Genomic DNA, 15,490 nt, shown 5'->3' with positions numbered 1-15,490 from the left:
GCTTCCGGTTTGTTGTTCTTGCTTGTATATATGCAGGCTTCATGCCAACTGGAAACATCCCGTTTTTAAAGGATTCTTATCTGGGATTCCTTTGCAGAACTGCAAATAGAATAAATATATTCGCAGTTCTGCAAAGATTAGAGACCTTGTTGAGGTCTAAGAGCAGTCTAATAAATGAAAAGACGGGGATTCTTATAAGGATGGCATCGGCTGCATAGTGTTTGGGCCCTGCGTTCTCCCACTACCCACGTATGCGCCTTATGACAGTCAAGGCAGTTAAGTCCTTTCTTCATATGCAGCCCATGCTGTCCAACGGTAGCCTCATTGCTATGGCATTCTGTTGTACATAAGGCCAGGGTCGGTATGATCTTCCCATGAGGTTTATGGCACTGATGGCAGAGAATACTCGACATCGGCCCCCTGACAGAAACTGATGGATGACATTTAATGCATCTGTCTTTTGGGATCATTGATGCGGTTTTTTCAGAATAGGAATGGCACTTAAGGCATGAGAACGCCTCCATCCCTATGCCGTGAACACCTTTGTCCTTATGACAACCGCTGCAAGCGCTCTCATTAGGCTTGAAATCATGCAGAGTTCCTTTGTGGCAGACTTTGCACTCAATGCTCTGCATAAAAACATGTTTTGCATGGCCGTAGGATTTTTTTAAACTCATTGATCCCTGGGCAACATTATCCATATGACACTTCTTGCACTCGCGCCAGGGTTTCTCCCTTCCGTGAGATTGTGAGAAGGACTGGTCATGCTGCTTCATAACAAAGGCTACGAGGAGCTGGTTCTGCTCAATCATGCTGACATGGTGGCATTGCTGGCAAATAATATCCCGGTGCTTTCCCTTCTGCCACTCCTTAAAAGCTTCCTTCATCATGTGGCAGGAAACGCAGAAATTAGGATCTTCCTGACGATATTCGTAATATCGATAGGCAAGAACCAGTGCGAGGACCGCTATGATCAGAAATGCAGCGAGAACAAAGCCTTTGATATGATCAACAAGGCCTGCAATCTTTTTCTCCCACTTCATTGAAAATACCGTTCTGAATGAACAAAAGCATCCATGCTTTGCATCAGAAAACCCCCAGACTTGTCCTTTTTGGCATGCACCGATTATATCCGATGATTTTTTGAGAAGCAATAATAATATGAAGTCCCCGGAACTTATAATATCGTTCCTTGAGGATATTCCCTTGACGCCTGCACTTCTAACTTACGGAAATCCCTTTAGGTCTCTCAGCCTCTGTGGTAAACTAACAATCGTATGCCTAAGTTTGAAGACATCAGTCGCCTATCCGTCGGGTCGTTCCCGCATGACGCCCGGGGCCTCCATTCATGACAGAACCCGTTTATAAAATCATTTTGAGCGGCGAGACACTTCCCGGTCATCAGCTCGAAGAGACCAAAGGAAAGCTTGCAGCAATATTCAAACTCTCAGCAGATGCTGTTGATCGCTACTTCGTAGGCCGTCCTATAGTTGTCAAGAACAATGCAGATCTGAAAACCGCAGAAAAATATAAAGCCATTTTTGAGAAGGCTGGAGCTGTCTGTTCCATAAAACAGGTCCAGTCAACAGAAACCGGCAAAGCAGGTAACCCTGCAGCAGAGCCTGGCGCGTCATCCTTATCTGTATCAGCACCCGTATCTTCGGGGACCGAACCTCCTTCATTGTCACCTGCATCTGCAGCGGATGCCGAAAGGCCCCAGGAGGGACCTTCGGGGCCGATGGTTATTACCCCTCAGCAGAAAGCCGTATCTCTTCAATACACACCGCTTCCCTGCAGGGCTCTGAGCAGAGCAGAGGGCGGATTGAATTTCAATCGCTACAGCTGTGAGAGTGTGCCTTCTTCCGCCATTCTTCTCATCTCTGTGTATAACGTGCCTGCAGGCATCAGACCGAAGACACGGGTCATGGTCTTTATCAGGACGCAGAAAAAGCCGCTTACCGTGGATGCCGATGCCATTGATTTTAGCGGCATTCTCGGAACACAGGAAAGTGACCTGTATGCATCACTGAGACAACTCATTGCGGAACTCGTCAAGACCAACCCGTCATTGATCGTTGACAGCGGCACATCCGGATTTCTCCAGGGCAGCGGTCCGGAGATGGTAAAACGCGATGATACCTTCTGGGCATCTGCCCTGGGTGCTGCTCTTGACGATAAGGGCCTCTTCGTAGTAGCTGCTGTAAATCTGAAGAAGCCGGCAAAGACAGTAGCGGCCATAGAAGCCGGCACTGCGCAGGACCAGAAGGAAACACCACTGCTGAGCGATGAGGAATATATCGATCTTTTTGTCGGGCCGCACGCCGATAAATATATGGATAATTTCAGAAAGTTCGGTATCAAAGGGCCATCTTCTTTTGTAACAACCTGGCACTGGCCTGCATTTTTTCTCCCCTTCTTCTGGCTGCTTTACAGGAAGCTTTACCTGCACGCCATAGGGGTCTTGGTACTGAGCTTCATCCCCGGCATCAACATCCTGACCTGCGTTGCTATGGGGTTGTCTGCATACTATATCTATTTCAGACATGCCCAGAGCTCTGTGGACGCGATAAAGAGGGCAAAGACTTCGTCAGAGATCGAAGATGCCATAACAAGTGAGGGCGGGGTAAAGCCCGCAGCCGTATATGTCGGCATCGGCAGCATCCTCTGCATAAGCATAATCATCTCTGTTTCACTCGTGCTTTCTGCGATCAGAAAGAAGCAGGAACAGGCTGCAGAACGGATGAATGTCCCCATGGTAATGCCCTTCATGCCGGGCCAGAACCTGCCGCCCGGATTTCCGCAGAGCCCGGAACAGGCAATGCAGATGTCCTACGACAGCATGGCCATGGCTGAACTGAAGAATGCCTGCACAGCGGCACTGGTGTATTTGAACGAAGAAAACGATGGGCAGGTTACCCTGGAAAAGCTGGAGCGCTTCGGGTACCGCCGGCGGCCTGAAGTGCAGATTTCGATCATCAACTCCCTTCCTGACACTCTTCGGATGAGTGCCCGCCATAATCAGGGCTCCAGGATGATCTACGCAGACCGGGACTGCAGGATTGACTGAGGTCTAAGAGCTAAGCAGTTTTTGTATCTCTCCTGACCAGACCCTGTACCCTTCCTCGCTCACGTGTACGCCGTCATCCATAAGCAAAGGGGGCATTGGTTCGCCTTTCTCATCAAGAAACCGGGAATGGAGATCAAGATACGGGACCCTTTCGTCGGCAGCCATCTGCCTCAGATCCGTATTTATATGGCATATATCGTCATTCGACAGGAATGGAAAAAGCACGGGAAGAAGACTCTGCACAAAGATCTCTGTTGCCGGACAGGCCTGCCTGATCTCCTGCACCACTTTTCGGTATGTATCAACAATACCTTTATCTCCCATCGCCAGACTGTTAATGCCGGACATGATGAAGACCATATCAGGGTCATGCACCTTCCTGAAGATACCGGCGAGCCGGCAATAAAGCCCCTCAACCGTCTCTCCGGCAATGCCAAGGTTGTAGACCTCGTGCTCAGGAAACCGCTCAGACCAGTCAAAATACTCGATCAGGGAATCGCCCAGGAAAAGGAGTCTTTTAAGTTTTTTTTCGATACCACGTGCTCTTTTCATGCTATATTAATTGTATCATGGACAACGAGAAAACAAAGCTTAAGCAGCTCGTGGTCAAGAGCTACTCCGATGTCGCCAAAGGCAATTTTTCTTTTCTTGCACCTTCAAGCTGCTGCGCGCCGGAGTCTGACTGTGTAAGCCTCCTTGAGGCAGGCAGGAGACTCGGTTATTCCGATGAAGAGCTGAAGATCGGCCTTGGCGAGGCAAACCTCGGGCTGGGCTGCGGCAATCCGCAGGGGATCGCCGACCTCAAAGAGGGCGAGACTGTCCTTGACCTGGGTAGCGGGGCAGGTTTTGATGCCATCCTCTGCTCCATGAAGGTCGGCAGTACCGGCAGAGTGATTGGCGTTGACATGACGCCGGACATGGTGGCAAAAGCGACTGAAAATGCAAAACACCTGGGGACTGATAATGTCGAATTCAGGTACGGCGAGATCGAACACCTGCCTCTTGACGACAACTCGGTTGACGTGATCATCTCGAACTGTGTCATCAACCTCGCTCCGGATAAGCAGGCTGTTTTTACTGAGGCCTTCAGAGTTCTCAAACCCGGGGGGAGGATCGCCATTTCCGACATCCTCAAACGAGCTGAATTCAGCAGAGAAATCCTTGATCACGAACATGCTTACAGCGGCTGAATAACCGGATCGGTTCCCGTGGAGGAACTGAAGGCGATCCTCAATAAAACAGGGTTTATTAATGTCTGCTTCGTGGATAAACAGAACAGCGATGAGATCATCAAGAGCTGGAAGTTTGGTGAAGGCGTCGAAAAGATGGTGGTATCAGCTTATGTCAAGGCAGCAAAACCGCTCAGTTAGACAGGTCTTCCCATCTCTTTTTTTGAACGCCCGCCGTCTCGAGTATCTTGCCTGCCAATTGGACCGTATCCTCAATATGCTTATCAACAGGATGGCCGAAATGCTGCTGGTCAAAGACCGGGATATGGACAGTAACATCGGGCCGCATCTTACGATCCGGGGAATAGGTTATGCTGTTGGAATCCACGATCGTCGCATCACACATATGCAGAGGATTACAGGTGTTCGATAATGCCTCGGCAATGTTTCTGACATCGCGCAGCACGCGGGGGAACTCCCGGTCATCCGGAGACGCATCCTCATCAGCTTCAGGGAACGTGCCGTATATATTGACCTGATAGCCGATCTGGGTCAGTTGTCCCTGCTTTGTAGTGTTATAGTATGGTTCGATGTCGTAACAGATCTTTCGCTTATTGATCGTCTCTGCGAGCTCTGCTTCAGACCTGAAAATACCGGATATATTGAGCTTTGCATCCATGATGCAGCTCTCTCAGACTGCGGTCTTTCTTTTTTTCCCGTAGTGGTGCACAAGAAAATCGTGGGTTTCGTTGATCTCACTCATGGATTTCATCAGCGCCGAGTAAAGGGGGTTCAGCTTGAGATAGGGCCTCAGGGTCTTTGCCATGGAAGCCAGATTGGCCTGGCAATCATCGACCATACTCACCGTGCGCTCCTCAAGACCCTGGCCGTAAATATAGAAGATCTCGATAAATATGTCGGAAATAAGCCAAAACTCGTTCAACACGGTCTGGGACACTGCTTCTCCCTGAGACACCTTCTTCTTCCTGAGCCGCCTCAGAAATTCCACAAGCTCTGCCTGTATATTCTTAAGCTGCTTGATGATCGTTACCAGCTCGGCAGGTTTCCTCTTCAGGATATTCTTGTACACAAGAGTCTTTGAGATCTTCCGCCAATGTTTTGCGTGGCCTTTTTTCCACTCAGCCATATTCGTCCAGAGTGCGTCGAGCCTCTTGCCCATTTCTATAATTTCATGTATTTCATTCATATCACAATCCACCTGCGATGACCGGTTTTAGGGGGTTTAAACACATATTAAGATTAACACATTCCCGGCTAAAACATAAGAACTATTTTCAGGGGAACTTTCTTTGCAGAAAGAGACCGGAATAATCTAAAATTATGTTACCAAAAAAACGGCTATTATTCAGCGAGTTACACACACTTCATAGCAATGAAAAACCAGAGAATCGGAATCCCCAGAGGCCTGCTGTACTACAGCTATGCCGAGTCCTGGAAGCTCTTCTTTCGTGAGCTCGGATGCGAGGTCATCATATCACCTGAGACACATGCGGATATTCTCAGGGAGGGCATCAGGCATGCAACCGGCGACTTCTGTCTGCCGGTAAAGACCTTTCTCGGTCATGTTGCCCTGCTCAAGGACAGTGTTGACCTTCTTTTCATCCCGCGGTATGTAAGCGTCGAAAGGGAAAGTTTCATGTGCCCGAAGATGATCGGCCTGCCTGATGTTGTCAGGGCCTGCTTCACGAACCTGCCCGGCATTGTTGACCCCGTGTTCCACGTCAAGCAATTTGGCGACAAGGCAATACACGAGTTCACAAAACCCATTGCAAAGGCAATTTCCCTGCCCCATCCTGACGTATATACCCTATTTAAAAAGAACATGAACTCCGGAGCCGAGATATCCGGGGAACAGCACAGACTCTCGGAGCGTCTGCTTTCCGAAGGCGGGACGATCCTGTCATCTCACCGGAAGATGAATATCGGCATTGTCGGCAGGCCCTATCTTCTTTTTGACCGGCATCTCTCGAAAAACCTGTTTAACTGCATAAGAGACCTTAATGCAAATCCCATTTTTATCAAGCCGGCTGAACCGGATATCCGTGAGGCCATGGCAGTGATCCCCAAGTGGGTGTACTGGGACATGGGCAAAGAGGTTGTAACCTCTGCGCATCAGTTTTTTAAGGATGACCGTATTGACGGCGTTATCAATGTCTGCAGTTCTACCTGCGGCCCTGACTCGTTCACCGGCGACCTGATCAGAAAAAGACTGAATCAGAGGAACAAGCCGTATATGGCACTCAGCATTGACGAGCACGCGTCAGATGTGGGCATCCAGACGCGGATCGAGGCATTCATAGACATGATCTCAAAGGTCACCGCATGAGGCTCACGGTCCCGCATATGGGTCTTCTTTCTGTTGCATACACGCGGGTACTGAGGCAGCACGGCGTTGACATGCAGCCCCCGCCAAAGGCTACGGTCAAGACCCTGAACCTCGGCGTAAAATATTCACCTGAGTTCGCCTGTCTGCCATTCAAGATCAACCTCGGCAACATGATGGAGGCCCTCGACAATGGAGCAGACGCGATCCTCATGCCAGGCGGTTACGGGCCCTGCCGGTTCGGATACTACGGCATCATACAGGAGCAGATCCTGCGGGAGCAGGGATACAAATTCACCATGTCCACAACAGACAACCCTGACCGGCTCTCAGATATGATCGATACGATCCGGGACATCAGCCAGATCAAGAATAAATATGATGGTTACATCGTCTTCTTCCTCATTTTGATGCGCATGGCAGCTCTGGACAAGGCAACAGCCCTGTACCACTATTACAAACCCCGCGAAATTAACCGGGGAGATACAGACCTGACACTGAAGCAGGCCATCGAGATGATAGACCTGGCAGACTCGTACACAAAGCTTTTCAGGACAATGCCCCAGGTCAAAAAGATGTACCATGACATTAAGATCGACAAGAGTTTCAAGCCCGTGACCATCGGCGTGTTGGGTGAGATCTTTGTGGTGATCGAGCCCTTTGCCAACCTTGAGATCGAAAAGAAATTGGGCGAACTGCGGGTTGAAGTAAAGCGCGGGGTCTGGCTGAGCGACTGGCTCAATGACCGGTTCAGATATAAACCATTCAGGAGGAACCAGACAAAGTATGCCACGAAACTGGCCAGGGGATATCTTAATTTTCCCTCAGGCGGCGAGAGCATCGAGACCGTCGGTAAGACCATCCTCTTTCAGAAAAAAGGTGTTGACGGCGTGCTCCATATCATGCCGTTCACCTGCATGCCTGAGCTTGTTGCGTCAGCAGTCATCAACCGGATAAGCAAGGACAAGGAGTATCCGGTGCTTTCGATGACATTTGACGAGCATGTATCAGAGGCGAATATAATAACAAGACTTGAAGCGTTTGTTGACCTGCTCGAAAGGAGAAGAGATGGAAGCGTATCTCGGCATTGATGTAGGCTCGGTTACCACAAAGGTCGTTCTCATCGACCGGCATGGCAATGTGCTCTGGAACTCATATAACAAGACCATGGGCCAGCCCATTAAGGCCATCCAGTCAGCCTTCTCTGTTTTGAGAAGGGACGTGGGCGACATAGAGATTAGAGGCGTAGGAACGACCGGCAGCGGAAGGAAACTGGCTGACTATATAGTCGGCGCTGACCAGATAAAGAACGAGATCACTGCCCATGCAGTATCCGCCATTCACCTTATCCCGAATGTGAGGACCATAGTCGAGATCGGCGGGCAGGACTCAAAACTGATCCTTATAAGAAACGGTGTTGTGGTCGATTTCTCGATGAACACGGTCTGCGCGGCAGGCACCGGCTCCTTCCTTGAGCATCAGGCAACGCGGCTCGGCATGGCGATTGAAGAGCTCGGCAATTATGCCCTCGCAGCCTCATCCCCTGCCAGGATCGCGGGCAGGTGTACGGTCTTTGCAGAATCTGATATGATCCACAAGCAGCAGATGGGCCACAACCTTGAGGACATCGTTGCAGGCCTCTGCGATGCCCTGGTCAGGAACTATCTGAACAACCTCTCGCGCGGCAAAGAGATCAGCGATCCGGTCATCTTTCAGGGCGGGGTTGCTGCAAACCCCGGCATCAAGGCATCATTCGAACGCGAACTCGGCAAGGAGTTCATTGTGCCTCACTATTATCCGATCATGGGCGCCATCGGCGCAGCCCTCCTGAGCAGAAATACAAAGCATACAAGGTTCAGAGGCTGGTCTTTGTCAGAAAAGCAGCTTTCGACCTCGAGTTTCTACTGCTCTGACTGCCCGAACGCCTGCGGCGTGATGCAGATCAATGACTGCGATGCAGTGATCGCCCGCTGGGGCGATACCTGCGGCAAATGGGGAAGGAGGGAAGGATGAGGAAACTATTTTTCATTTCACTTTTTCTTCTTATCTTCGCATCAGTTTCCCCTGCCGACATCCTTGACGACCTCAAGGCAAAACAGGCGAAGATAAAGACCGTAAGCGCAAACTTTACGCAGGAGAAGAAGACCAGGCTCCTCACCAAGCCGATAAAGACAGAGGGCCGTTTCCTCTACAGACAGCCTGACAGGATCAGGTGGGAATACAGGGGCAGCGTGAACATGCAGGTCCTCTTCAACGGAAAGGATATCTGGATCTATTACCCGGACATGAAAGAAGCAGATAAATTGACCGGCCTTAGTCAATACGGCTCCATGATGCAGTTTGATGTGCTGACCATGTCCCGCGACTATACGATCACGGCAAGGAAAGAGAAGTCGATCATCTTTCTTAAGTTCTCGCCGAAAGTGAAAGGCCCGATCAGCCATATAGAGATGGAGATACCCGAGGAATCATCCTTCCCACGCATGGCGAAACTCTTTGACCCGAACAACGAGCCTACAACCATCATGTTCAGTGATGTAAAGCTGAACCCTGATATAAAGGATGACAACTTTATATTCGTGCCGGACAAGGGCGTTACAGTGAGGGAAAGATCGTTGAGATGAACTTTTCATTAACTTTCCCATTCCTTAGTCCAATAAATCCCCCTCTATCCCCCTTTTCCAAAGTGGGAAAACAGAAAATATACCTGAACTCTGATGTCCTCCCAGACCTCTCTTTAACAAAGAGGGGCATTTACACTCCCTATTCCAAAAGGGGAAAATCGGAAATATACCTTAAACCTGACGTCCTCACAAACCCCACTTTAGTAAAGGGGGGGATTTGATTTGATATCATGAGAACTCCTGTCATCACCGGCATTGGGGTCGTCTCCTCTATTGCCATCGGAAGAGAGTTTTATTGGGATGCCTTAAGCATTGGTAAATGCGGCATTGGAGAGATAACGCTCTTTGACACCTCAGGATTCAGGGGTAAACTGGGCGCCCAGGTTAGAGGCTTCGATCCTGATGATTACTTTGAACGCAAGGATTCCCGCAGGCTTTCGCGGTGCAACATGCTCGGTGTTGTCGCATTAAGGGAAGCAATTCAGGATTCAGGCATTGATCTTGAGGCTTTGGACAAGACACGCCTTGCTGTTGTGATCGGGAGCGGCTCAGGGGGACTGCTTCAGGGTGAAGAGTTCAGGAGAAGGATCTTTCAGGGCAGGAAGCGCAAGCCAACCCTTCTCACATACTTTACGGCTTCTTCATTTACCGACTATATCGGCCTTCTCACCGGAGCCTGTGGCTTCCGTTCCACCATCTCAACTGCCTGTTCATCCAGCAGCACGGCGATCGGTATTGCAGGCGAGATCGTCAAAAAAGGGATCGCAGACGTTGTGATCACCGGTGGGAGTGAGTCGCTGGCTGAGACGACCTTTGCAGGGTTCAACTCTCTGCGGGCAGTTGACGAAAAGGCCTGCAGGCCCTTTGACCGGGACAGGAAAGGCATATCTCTCGGTGAGGGCGCGGCTATCTATGTTGTCGAAACAGCAGAACATGCGGCAAAAAGGGGAAAAAAGAGTTATGCAGAAATAGCAGGGTATGGCCTCTCCTGCGATGCCTATCATGTAACAGCACCCTCGCCTGACGGTACAGGCATTGCCCATGCAATTCATTTGGCAATGAGGTCATCTGGTATTGAAGCTTCAGAAGTAGGCTATATCAATGCCCACGGCACCGGAACACCGGCAAATGATCTGGCAGAAACCAACGCCATCAAGCTTGCATTCCGGGAACGTGCGGTTCAAATTCCTGTCAGTTCGACAAAATCGATGATAGGACACTGCCTCGGTGCAGCAGGCGCAAAGGAGGCGGCAGCAGCGATCCTGCCCTTTGTCCGGAGCATAATTCCTCCGACCGTGCATTACCGCAACCCTGATCCAGATTGCGATCTTGACTATGTTCCAGAACCGCGCAGGAAGAACGATATCTCGGTCGTGCTTTCTACCTCTGTGGCATTCGGCGGCAACAATACTGCCCTTATCCTGAAGAGGCCTGCATGATAGCGATCACAGGCATCGGCGTCATCTGTCCTGCCGGTATCAACAGGGAAAACCTGATCAGGTCCTTTCTTGACACACAAACAGGCATTGCCGAGTCTTCCGGCTTCGGCCTCCCGTATGCAGGTCTCACGACTGTGGGGGAAGTCAGGGACTTCGTGGCAAAGGATCACATCCCTGTGATGAAGGCACGCCGCATGTCGCGCTTTTCGCAGTTCGGTCTTGCCTCTGCGATCGAGGCCATAAAAGATGCGAACTTCGATATCAATGACGCCAACCGTTATCGCGTTGCCATTGCTGTCGGCACAGGGCTCGCAAGCACAGAAAGCACGGACAAGTTTTATGAAGGCCTTCTGAGAGAAGGGCCTGAGGCAACAAATCCGATCCTTTTTCCTGAGACGGTACAGAATATCGCGGCAGCGCATATCTCGATGCAGTTCGGTATACGCGGGCAGAACATCACCTTCAGCCATGCTGACATATCCTCTGAACTGGCACTTTCATATGCCTGCGGACTGTTGAACGACGGCCTGACAGACATGGCAATAGTCTCAGGCGCAGACGAACTGAGCGCAGCTGAATTTGTTGGATATTCAGGCTTCAACGTCCTGTCTAATAATATGATGCCTTTTGACAGGAAAAGAAACGGCTTAGTACTTGGTGAAGGCGCTGCATCGATCATCCTTGAGAGAAAAGAAGATGCCGACAAGAGGGGTGCCGGAACGTACTGCACTATTGCCGCAGCAGAGATAACGTCATATCCTGCGCTGATCACGTCGTATGACAGCGGCCGGGAGTCGATGAAAAAAGCGATGCTGACCGCCCTTGCAAAGGCAGGCATAAGCGCGCCGGGATTTGTTTCAGCATGCGCAAATTCGACAGATGCCCTTGACCGTCTCGAAGCAGATTCAATCAGGGAACTGTTCGGGCATGCGGTCCCTGTGACTGCCTTCAGGTCATATAACGGTTATTTCCCGGCAGACGGTATCCTGAGGATCGCGTCAACTGCACTCTGCCTGAACAGGGCAATAGTGCCTGCGATAGCCGGACTGAAGGAGCCCATGGAAGGATGCGGACTTGATCTGGTAATAAACGCCCCGAGGACTGTTCATACTGACTCTGCTCTCATTACTTCGTTCTCAACAGGCGGAGCCGCAGCATCTATAGTGCTGAAGAAGGAAGCATGAGATCTCGCAGAAGTATTTGTGCTGATGCTTAAAAAATATAAGGAGACGATCACACGCTTTCTGAAAAAAGGTCTCTCGCCGTCTGAGATCGCGTTTGCTGTTGCACTCGGCAATTTTGTCGGCATCCTTCCCCTCGTGGGACTCCATACGGTCGTGGCGATCGGCCTTGCCCATCTCCTCAGGCTGAACATAATGATCGTCTTTCTCGGCACCCAGATATCGAACCCGATATCGTTTCCCTTTATCCTCTTCATCAGCGCCCAGATCGGCAACCTGATGCTGAGCGGTGCGCTCCTGAAGATACAGTTCACAACCGATCTGGCAGTATTGAAGTCCTATATTCTGCCGACGATCATCGGAGGCATAGTGCTTGGCCTTGTGGTCAGTTCTGTTTCTTACGTTCTCACGCTCAAGATCGCCAGGAGATTCAGGACATGAAGGTTCTCCTCGCGTACCCATTCAGGGAAGACACATACCGCAAGGTCGGCTTCATCCTCCCGCCCATGGGCATCGCCTATATAGCGGCAGTGCTCAGGGACAATGGACATAAAGTGAAGATCGTTGATTTCAATGTCACTGACGAAAAGGTCGATTATTCCGCCTTTGATATTGTCGGCATATCTGCTGATACAAGCAGATACAAGAGCAGTCTGAGGCTTGCTAAAGAGGCAAAGGACGCCGGCTGCACGGTAGTCATGGGCGGGCCCCATGTCAGCTATAGAGATGAGGATACGCTCAGAACAGGGTTCTGTGACTTTGTGGTGCGCGAAGAAGGCGAACAGACCATGCTCGAACTTGCAAACACGATCGGCTCAGAGCTAGCATTTTCTGTTCAGGGCATAAGCTATCTGAAGGATGGGAATATTCAGAGGACTGCCAGCAGGGGATTCATCGATAACATTGATGATCTTGTTCCTGCCCGCGATCTGTTGGCCATGAGCGAATACCGCCACCTTGAAATGGGCAAGCGGAAAATGACCTCTATCCTCACCAGCAGGGGATGCCCTTTTGGCTGCTCCTTCTGCTGCTCCACCGAGTTCAGCGGCAGAAAGTGGAGATCGCGGAGCCCCCTAAAGATCGTCGACGAGATAGAGGACATTGTTGCGAACCATGACTTCAACGGCATAGCATTCCTTGACGACAACTTTACGCTCGACCCGAAAAGGGTCATTGCGATCTGCGATGAGATCCTGCGCAGGAAGATCGATATCTACTGGTGGTGCTTTTCGCGCGCAGACACGCTCCTGAAGAACGAGGAGATGGTCGCGAAGATGGCGCAAGCCGGCTGCAAGTATATCTTCATCGGCTTTGAGTCCAGACACCAGTCCACACTCGACAAATACAATAAGAGCATCACCGATACCATGGCAAGGGATGTGACCGAACTTCTGAGAAGATACAACATCTCTGTCCATGCAAGCTTCATCATCGGCGACATAGACGAGACACGGGAAATGGTGATGGACACCGTTCATTATGCAAAGAAGATCGATCCGCAGGCTGTGCAGTTCACGATCCTTACGCCCTATCCCGGCACAAAACTCTTTGACGAGGTGAAGGACAGGATCATATCCTATGACTGGGACCGTTATGACTGTCTGCATTCTGTGGTGCGCACCGACCATCTCGGACAGAAGGAGCTTGAGGCTCTGCTCAAGAAGGCCTATCTGTCGTTCTATCTCTCACCCCGCAAGATCATGGCCGGTCTGATGAGCGGCTTCCGCGGCAAAGGCATCAAGCTCAGTTCGATCCTAAGAATATTCAGAGGCCTGTAGTGAAAGTCCTCCTTGTCTCCCCTAACCGTGAACATCTGCCTGACCCGGTATTCCCTCTCGGCCTCTCGTACATTGCATCTGCACTCAGGAAGCATGATCACGATGTCAGAACGATCGACCTCTGCTTTTCTGAAGATATGGAGAGCGACATTCAGGAAACGATCAGCGGCTTCCAGCCTGATGTGATCGGCATGTCGCTCAGGAACATTGACGATGTCTGTTTTCCAAAACAGCACTCCTATTTAGAAGAATACCGGACAACGATCAGCTCTCTGCGCAGATATTCTTCGGCACCTATCGTCCTGGGTGGTTCAGGTTTTACGATCATGCCCGAGGCGTTCATGCAGGAGCTCGGTGCTGATTTCGGGATCATCGGCGAAGGCGAAAAGGCTTTTCCGGAATTAATGAAAAAGATAACCTCCCTCGCTCCCTCCCTGGTAAGGAGGGAAGCTGAAATACGTGGCGCGGCTGCCGGGCATGTCCTCCCTCCTTTACAAGGGGGGATTGAGGGGGGTATTGGCCGTATCATTTCATCCCGCTCACGGATCAAAGACCTGGATAGCGTTATACCTGATCGCAAACTGTTCGACTTCAGCTCCTATGACCGGCTTGGCGGCATGTTGAACATACAGACAAAAAGGGGCTGCCCTTTCAAATGCATCTACTGCACATACCCGCAGGTAGAAGGCAGGACTGTCAGACTGCGCAGCCCGCAGTCTGTTGCTGATGAAATGGAACAGATCATTGCAGCAACCGGGGCACGACATCTTTTCATCGTTGACAGCATATTCAACTATCCGGTCTCCCATGCAAGGGCGGTATGCGATGAGATCATCAGACGCAGCATCAATATCAACTGGTCATGTTACGCAAATCCTGCACATATGACAGAGGAGCTTGCAGAAGCCATGGTCAGGGCAGGCTGCACTGCTGTTGAGTTCGGCACTGACTCCCTTGTTGACGAGATGCTCAGGAACCTGGGGAAAAGTTTCGACTTCAGCAAGGTCAGGAAAGCATCGGCCATATGCAAAAAGTCGGGCCTGAAGTTCTGCCATTTCATCTTTGCAGGCTCGCCCGGCGATACCGACGAAACGATCGATCTGACCCTTGCTCGGCTTGAGGAGATCGGACCGGATGCTGCGGTGATCATGGCAGGGATCAGGATATTCCCCGGCACAGTTCTGGCACGGCATGCAAGGCAGGATCTCGGCATATCGAACATTGGCCTCACGCCTGTTTTCTATCACTCAAGAACGTTGACCGACTACGACAAGGTGGCTGAGGCAGTCTCAAAGAAGAAGAACTGGATCATGCCGGGCTATGAGATCAATTTTCATCCGCGTCTTCAGAAGAAGCTCAGGGAGCACGGCATCAAGGGCTCGCTTTGGGAAGGGCTGGGGAAACGGTAACGATCGTGCTCAGGCGCGCGGTGTATGACACAAGTGAAAACAAAAGACGGTTATTACCACATCGCCTGGAACAGATTGTTCTGAGAACTTTCATGTTTTAATTGTCTGTTGCCTTTAATGCCATGGATGTCACTTATATATCAAACATCGAGTTCAACTAAAATAGAAGAAGAAAAAGACTACCGCTACCAAAATCACAAGTAAAAGAATGAGCATTGACCGATCAGCTGATTTTATTGTTTTCTGCAGTTCTCCATTGTTCATTGGTTTTCTTTCAATACCTGCTGCACGCAATACAGAACCAGCACGATCGGTGCATGTGAAATCAGGATCGTGGAATCCTCTACAAATTGGACAAAATCGCTGTTCGTCGTTCATTGACTGTTAGTGCCTCTATTTTCTTTTTCTTTAATGCTGTAGCTGTTTATGTCGTTATGTAATACTCATAACATTTATATCGCATGCGTTTTTTTCTTCAT

At 50.4% G+C, this 15,490-nt stretch carries 16 protein-coding genes; 12 read left to right on the top strand and 4 right to left on the bottom strand.

Features of this window, described 5'->3' with window-relative positions; all coding sequences use genetic code 11:
• Nucleotides 1-167: 167 nt before the first annotated feature.
• Nucleotides 168-1,043: a NapC/NirT family cytochrome c gene (locus tag HZB62_01965; GenBank protein ID MBI5073927.1), complete on the bottom strand. Its 876-nt coding sequence runs from the start codon at nucleotides 1,041-1,043 to the stop codon at nucleotides 168-170.
• Between the two features lie 305 nt (nucleotides 1,044-1,348).
• On the opposite strand from HZB62_01965, the gene HZB62_01960 reads away from it, so the two are divergent.
• Nucleotides 1,349-3,067 carry a DUF2628 domain-containing protein gene (locus HZB62_01960; protein ID MBI5073926.1) on the top strand — a complete coding sequence of 573 codons (1,719 nt, stop codon included), beginning with the start codon at nucleotides 1,349-1,351 and terminating at the stop codon, nucleotides 3,065-3,067.
• A 3-nt stretch (nucleotides 3,068-3,070) separates the two neighbouring features.
• On the opposite strand, the gene HZB62_01955 is transcribed toward HZB62_01960, so the two are convergent.
• Nucleotides 3,071-3,619: a GDSL family lipase gene (locus tag HZB62_01955; protein MBI5073925.1), complete on the bottom strand. Its 549-nt coding sequence runs from the start codon at nucleotides 3,617-3,619 to the stop codon at nucleotides 3,071-3,073.
• A gap of 17 nt (nucleotides 3,620-3,636) precedes the next feature.
• On the opposite strand from HZB62_01955, the gene arsM reads away from it, so the two are divergent.
• A complete protein-coding gene (gene arsM, locus HZB62_01950) occupies nucleotides 3,637-4,257 on the top strand; it encodes an arsenite methyltransferase (protein ID MBI5073924.1) in 621 nt (206 codons plus the stop codon).
• An 18-nt stretch (nucleotides 4,258-4,275) separates the two neighbouring features.
• Nucleotides 4,276-4,437 carry a hypothetical protein gene (locus HZB62_01945; protein ID MBI5073923.1) on the top strand — a complete coding sequence of 54 codons (162 nt, stop codon included), beginning with the start codon at nucleotides 4,276-4,278 and terminating at the stop codon, nucleotides 4,435-4,437.
• On the opposite strand, the gene HZB62_01940 is transcribed toward HZB62_01945, so the two are convergent.
• Together HZB62_01940 and HZB62_01935 are read right to left on the bottom strand one after the other, a co-directional pair.
• Nucleotides 4,430-4,915 (bottom strand): hypothetical protein, encoded by a 486-nt coding sequence (locus HZB62_01940; GenBank protein ID MBI5073922.1) that lies wholly within the window; start codon nucleotides 4,913-4,915, stop codon nucleotides 4,430-4,432. The genes HZB62_01945 and HZB62_01940 overlap by 8 nt on opposite strands.
• Nucleotides 4,916-4,927: 12 nt before the next feature.
• The gene (locus HZB62_01935; GenBank protein ID MBI5073921.1) at nucleotides 4,928-5,443 is read right to left on the bottom strand and encodes a hypothetical protein; all 516 of its coding nucleotides are present in this window, start codon (nucleotides 5,441-5,443) and stop codon (nucleotides 4,928-4,930) included.
• 186 nt (nucleotides 5,444-5,629) lie between these two features.
• On the opposite strand from HZB62_01935, the gene HZB62_01930 reads away from it, so the two are divergent.
• From HZB62_01930 to HZB62_01890, 9 genes are all read left to right on the top strand, one after another.
• Nucleotides 5,630-6,583 (top strand): 2-hydroxyacyl-CoA dehydratase, encoded by a 954-nt coding sequence (locus HZB62_01930; protein ID MBI5073920.1) that lies wholly within the window; start codon nucleotides 5,630-5,632, stop codon nucleotides 6,581-6,583.
• Nucleotides 6,580-7,671, top strand: coding sequence for a CoA protein activase (locus HZB62_01925; GenBank protein MBI5073919.1), 1,092 nt, complete (start codon nucleotides 6,580-6,582; stop codon nucleotides 7,669-7,671). Before HZB62_01930 ends, HZB62_01925 begins: the two co-directional genes overlap by 4 nt.
• Nucleotides 7,649-8,593, top strand: coding sequence for a 2-hydroxyglutaryl-CoA dehydratase (locus HZB62_01920; GenBank protein ID MBI5073918.1), 945 nt, complete (start codon nucleotides 7,649-7,651; stop codon nucleotides 8,591-8,593). Before HZB62_01925 ends, HZB62_01920 begins: the two co-directional genes overlap by 23 nt.
• The gene (locus HZB62_01915) at nucleotides 8,590-9,204 is read left to right on the top strand and encodes an outer membrane lipoprotein carrier protein LolA (GenBank protein ID MBI5073917.1); all 615 of its coding nucleotides are present in this window, start codon (nucleotides 8,590-8,592) and stop codon (nucleotides 9,202-9,204) included. Before HZB62_01920 ends, HZB62_01915 begins: the two co-directional genes overlap by 4 nt.
• Before the next feature lie 230 nt (nucleotides 9,205-9,434).
• Nucleotides 9,435-10,643: a beta-ketoacyl-[acyl-carrier-protein] synthase family protein gene (locus HZB62_01910; GenBank protein MBI5073916.1), complete on the top strand. Its 1,209-nt coding sequence runs from the start codon at nucleotides 9,435-9,437 to the stop codon at nucleotides 10,641-10,643.
• On the top strand, nucleotides 10,640-11,827 hold the full coding sequence (locus HZB62_01905) for a hypothetical protein (GenBank protein ID MBI5073915.1): 1,188 nt from the start codon (nucleotides 10,640-10,642) through the stop codon (nucleotides 11,825-11,827). The genes HZB62_01910 and HZB62_01905 overlap by 4 nt, the downstream gene beginning before the upstream one ends.
• Before the next feature lie 24 nt (nucleotides 11,828-11,851).
• Nucleotides 11,852-12,265, top strand: a complete 414-nt coding sequence (locus tag HZB62_01900; protein ID MBI5073914.1) for a DUF2062 domain-containing protein — start codon at nucleotides 11,852-11,854, stop codon at nucleotides 12,263-12,265.
• A complete protein-coding gene (locus HZB62_01895) occupies nucleotides 12,262-13,602 on the top strand; it encodes a cobalamin B12-binding domain-containing protein (GenBank protein ID MBI5073913.1) in 1,341 nt (446 codons plus the stop codon). Before HZB62_01900 ends, HZB62_01895 begins: the two co-directional genes overlap by 4 nt.
• On the top strand, nucleotides 13,602-15,011 hold the full coding sequence (locus HZB62_01890; protein MBI5073912.1) for a cobalamin B12-binding domain-containing protein: 1,410 nt from the start codon (nucleotides 13,602-13,604) through the stop codon (nucleotides 15,009-15,011). Before HZB62_01895 ends, HZB62_01890 begins: the two co-directional genes overlap by 1 nt.
• The last annotated feature ends 479 nt before the right edge of the window (nucleotides 15,012-15,490 follow it).

Source organism: Nitrospirota bacterium, assembly GCA_016214855.1.
GTDB lineage: Bacteria > Nitrospirota > Thermodesulfovibrionia > Thermodesulfovibrionales > UBA6898 > UBA6898.
Note: the sequence above shows the minus strand (reverse complement) of the source record. Positions and strands in the feature narration are given on the sequence as shown.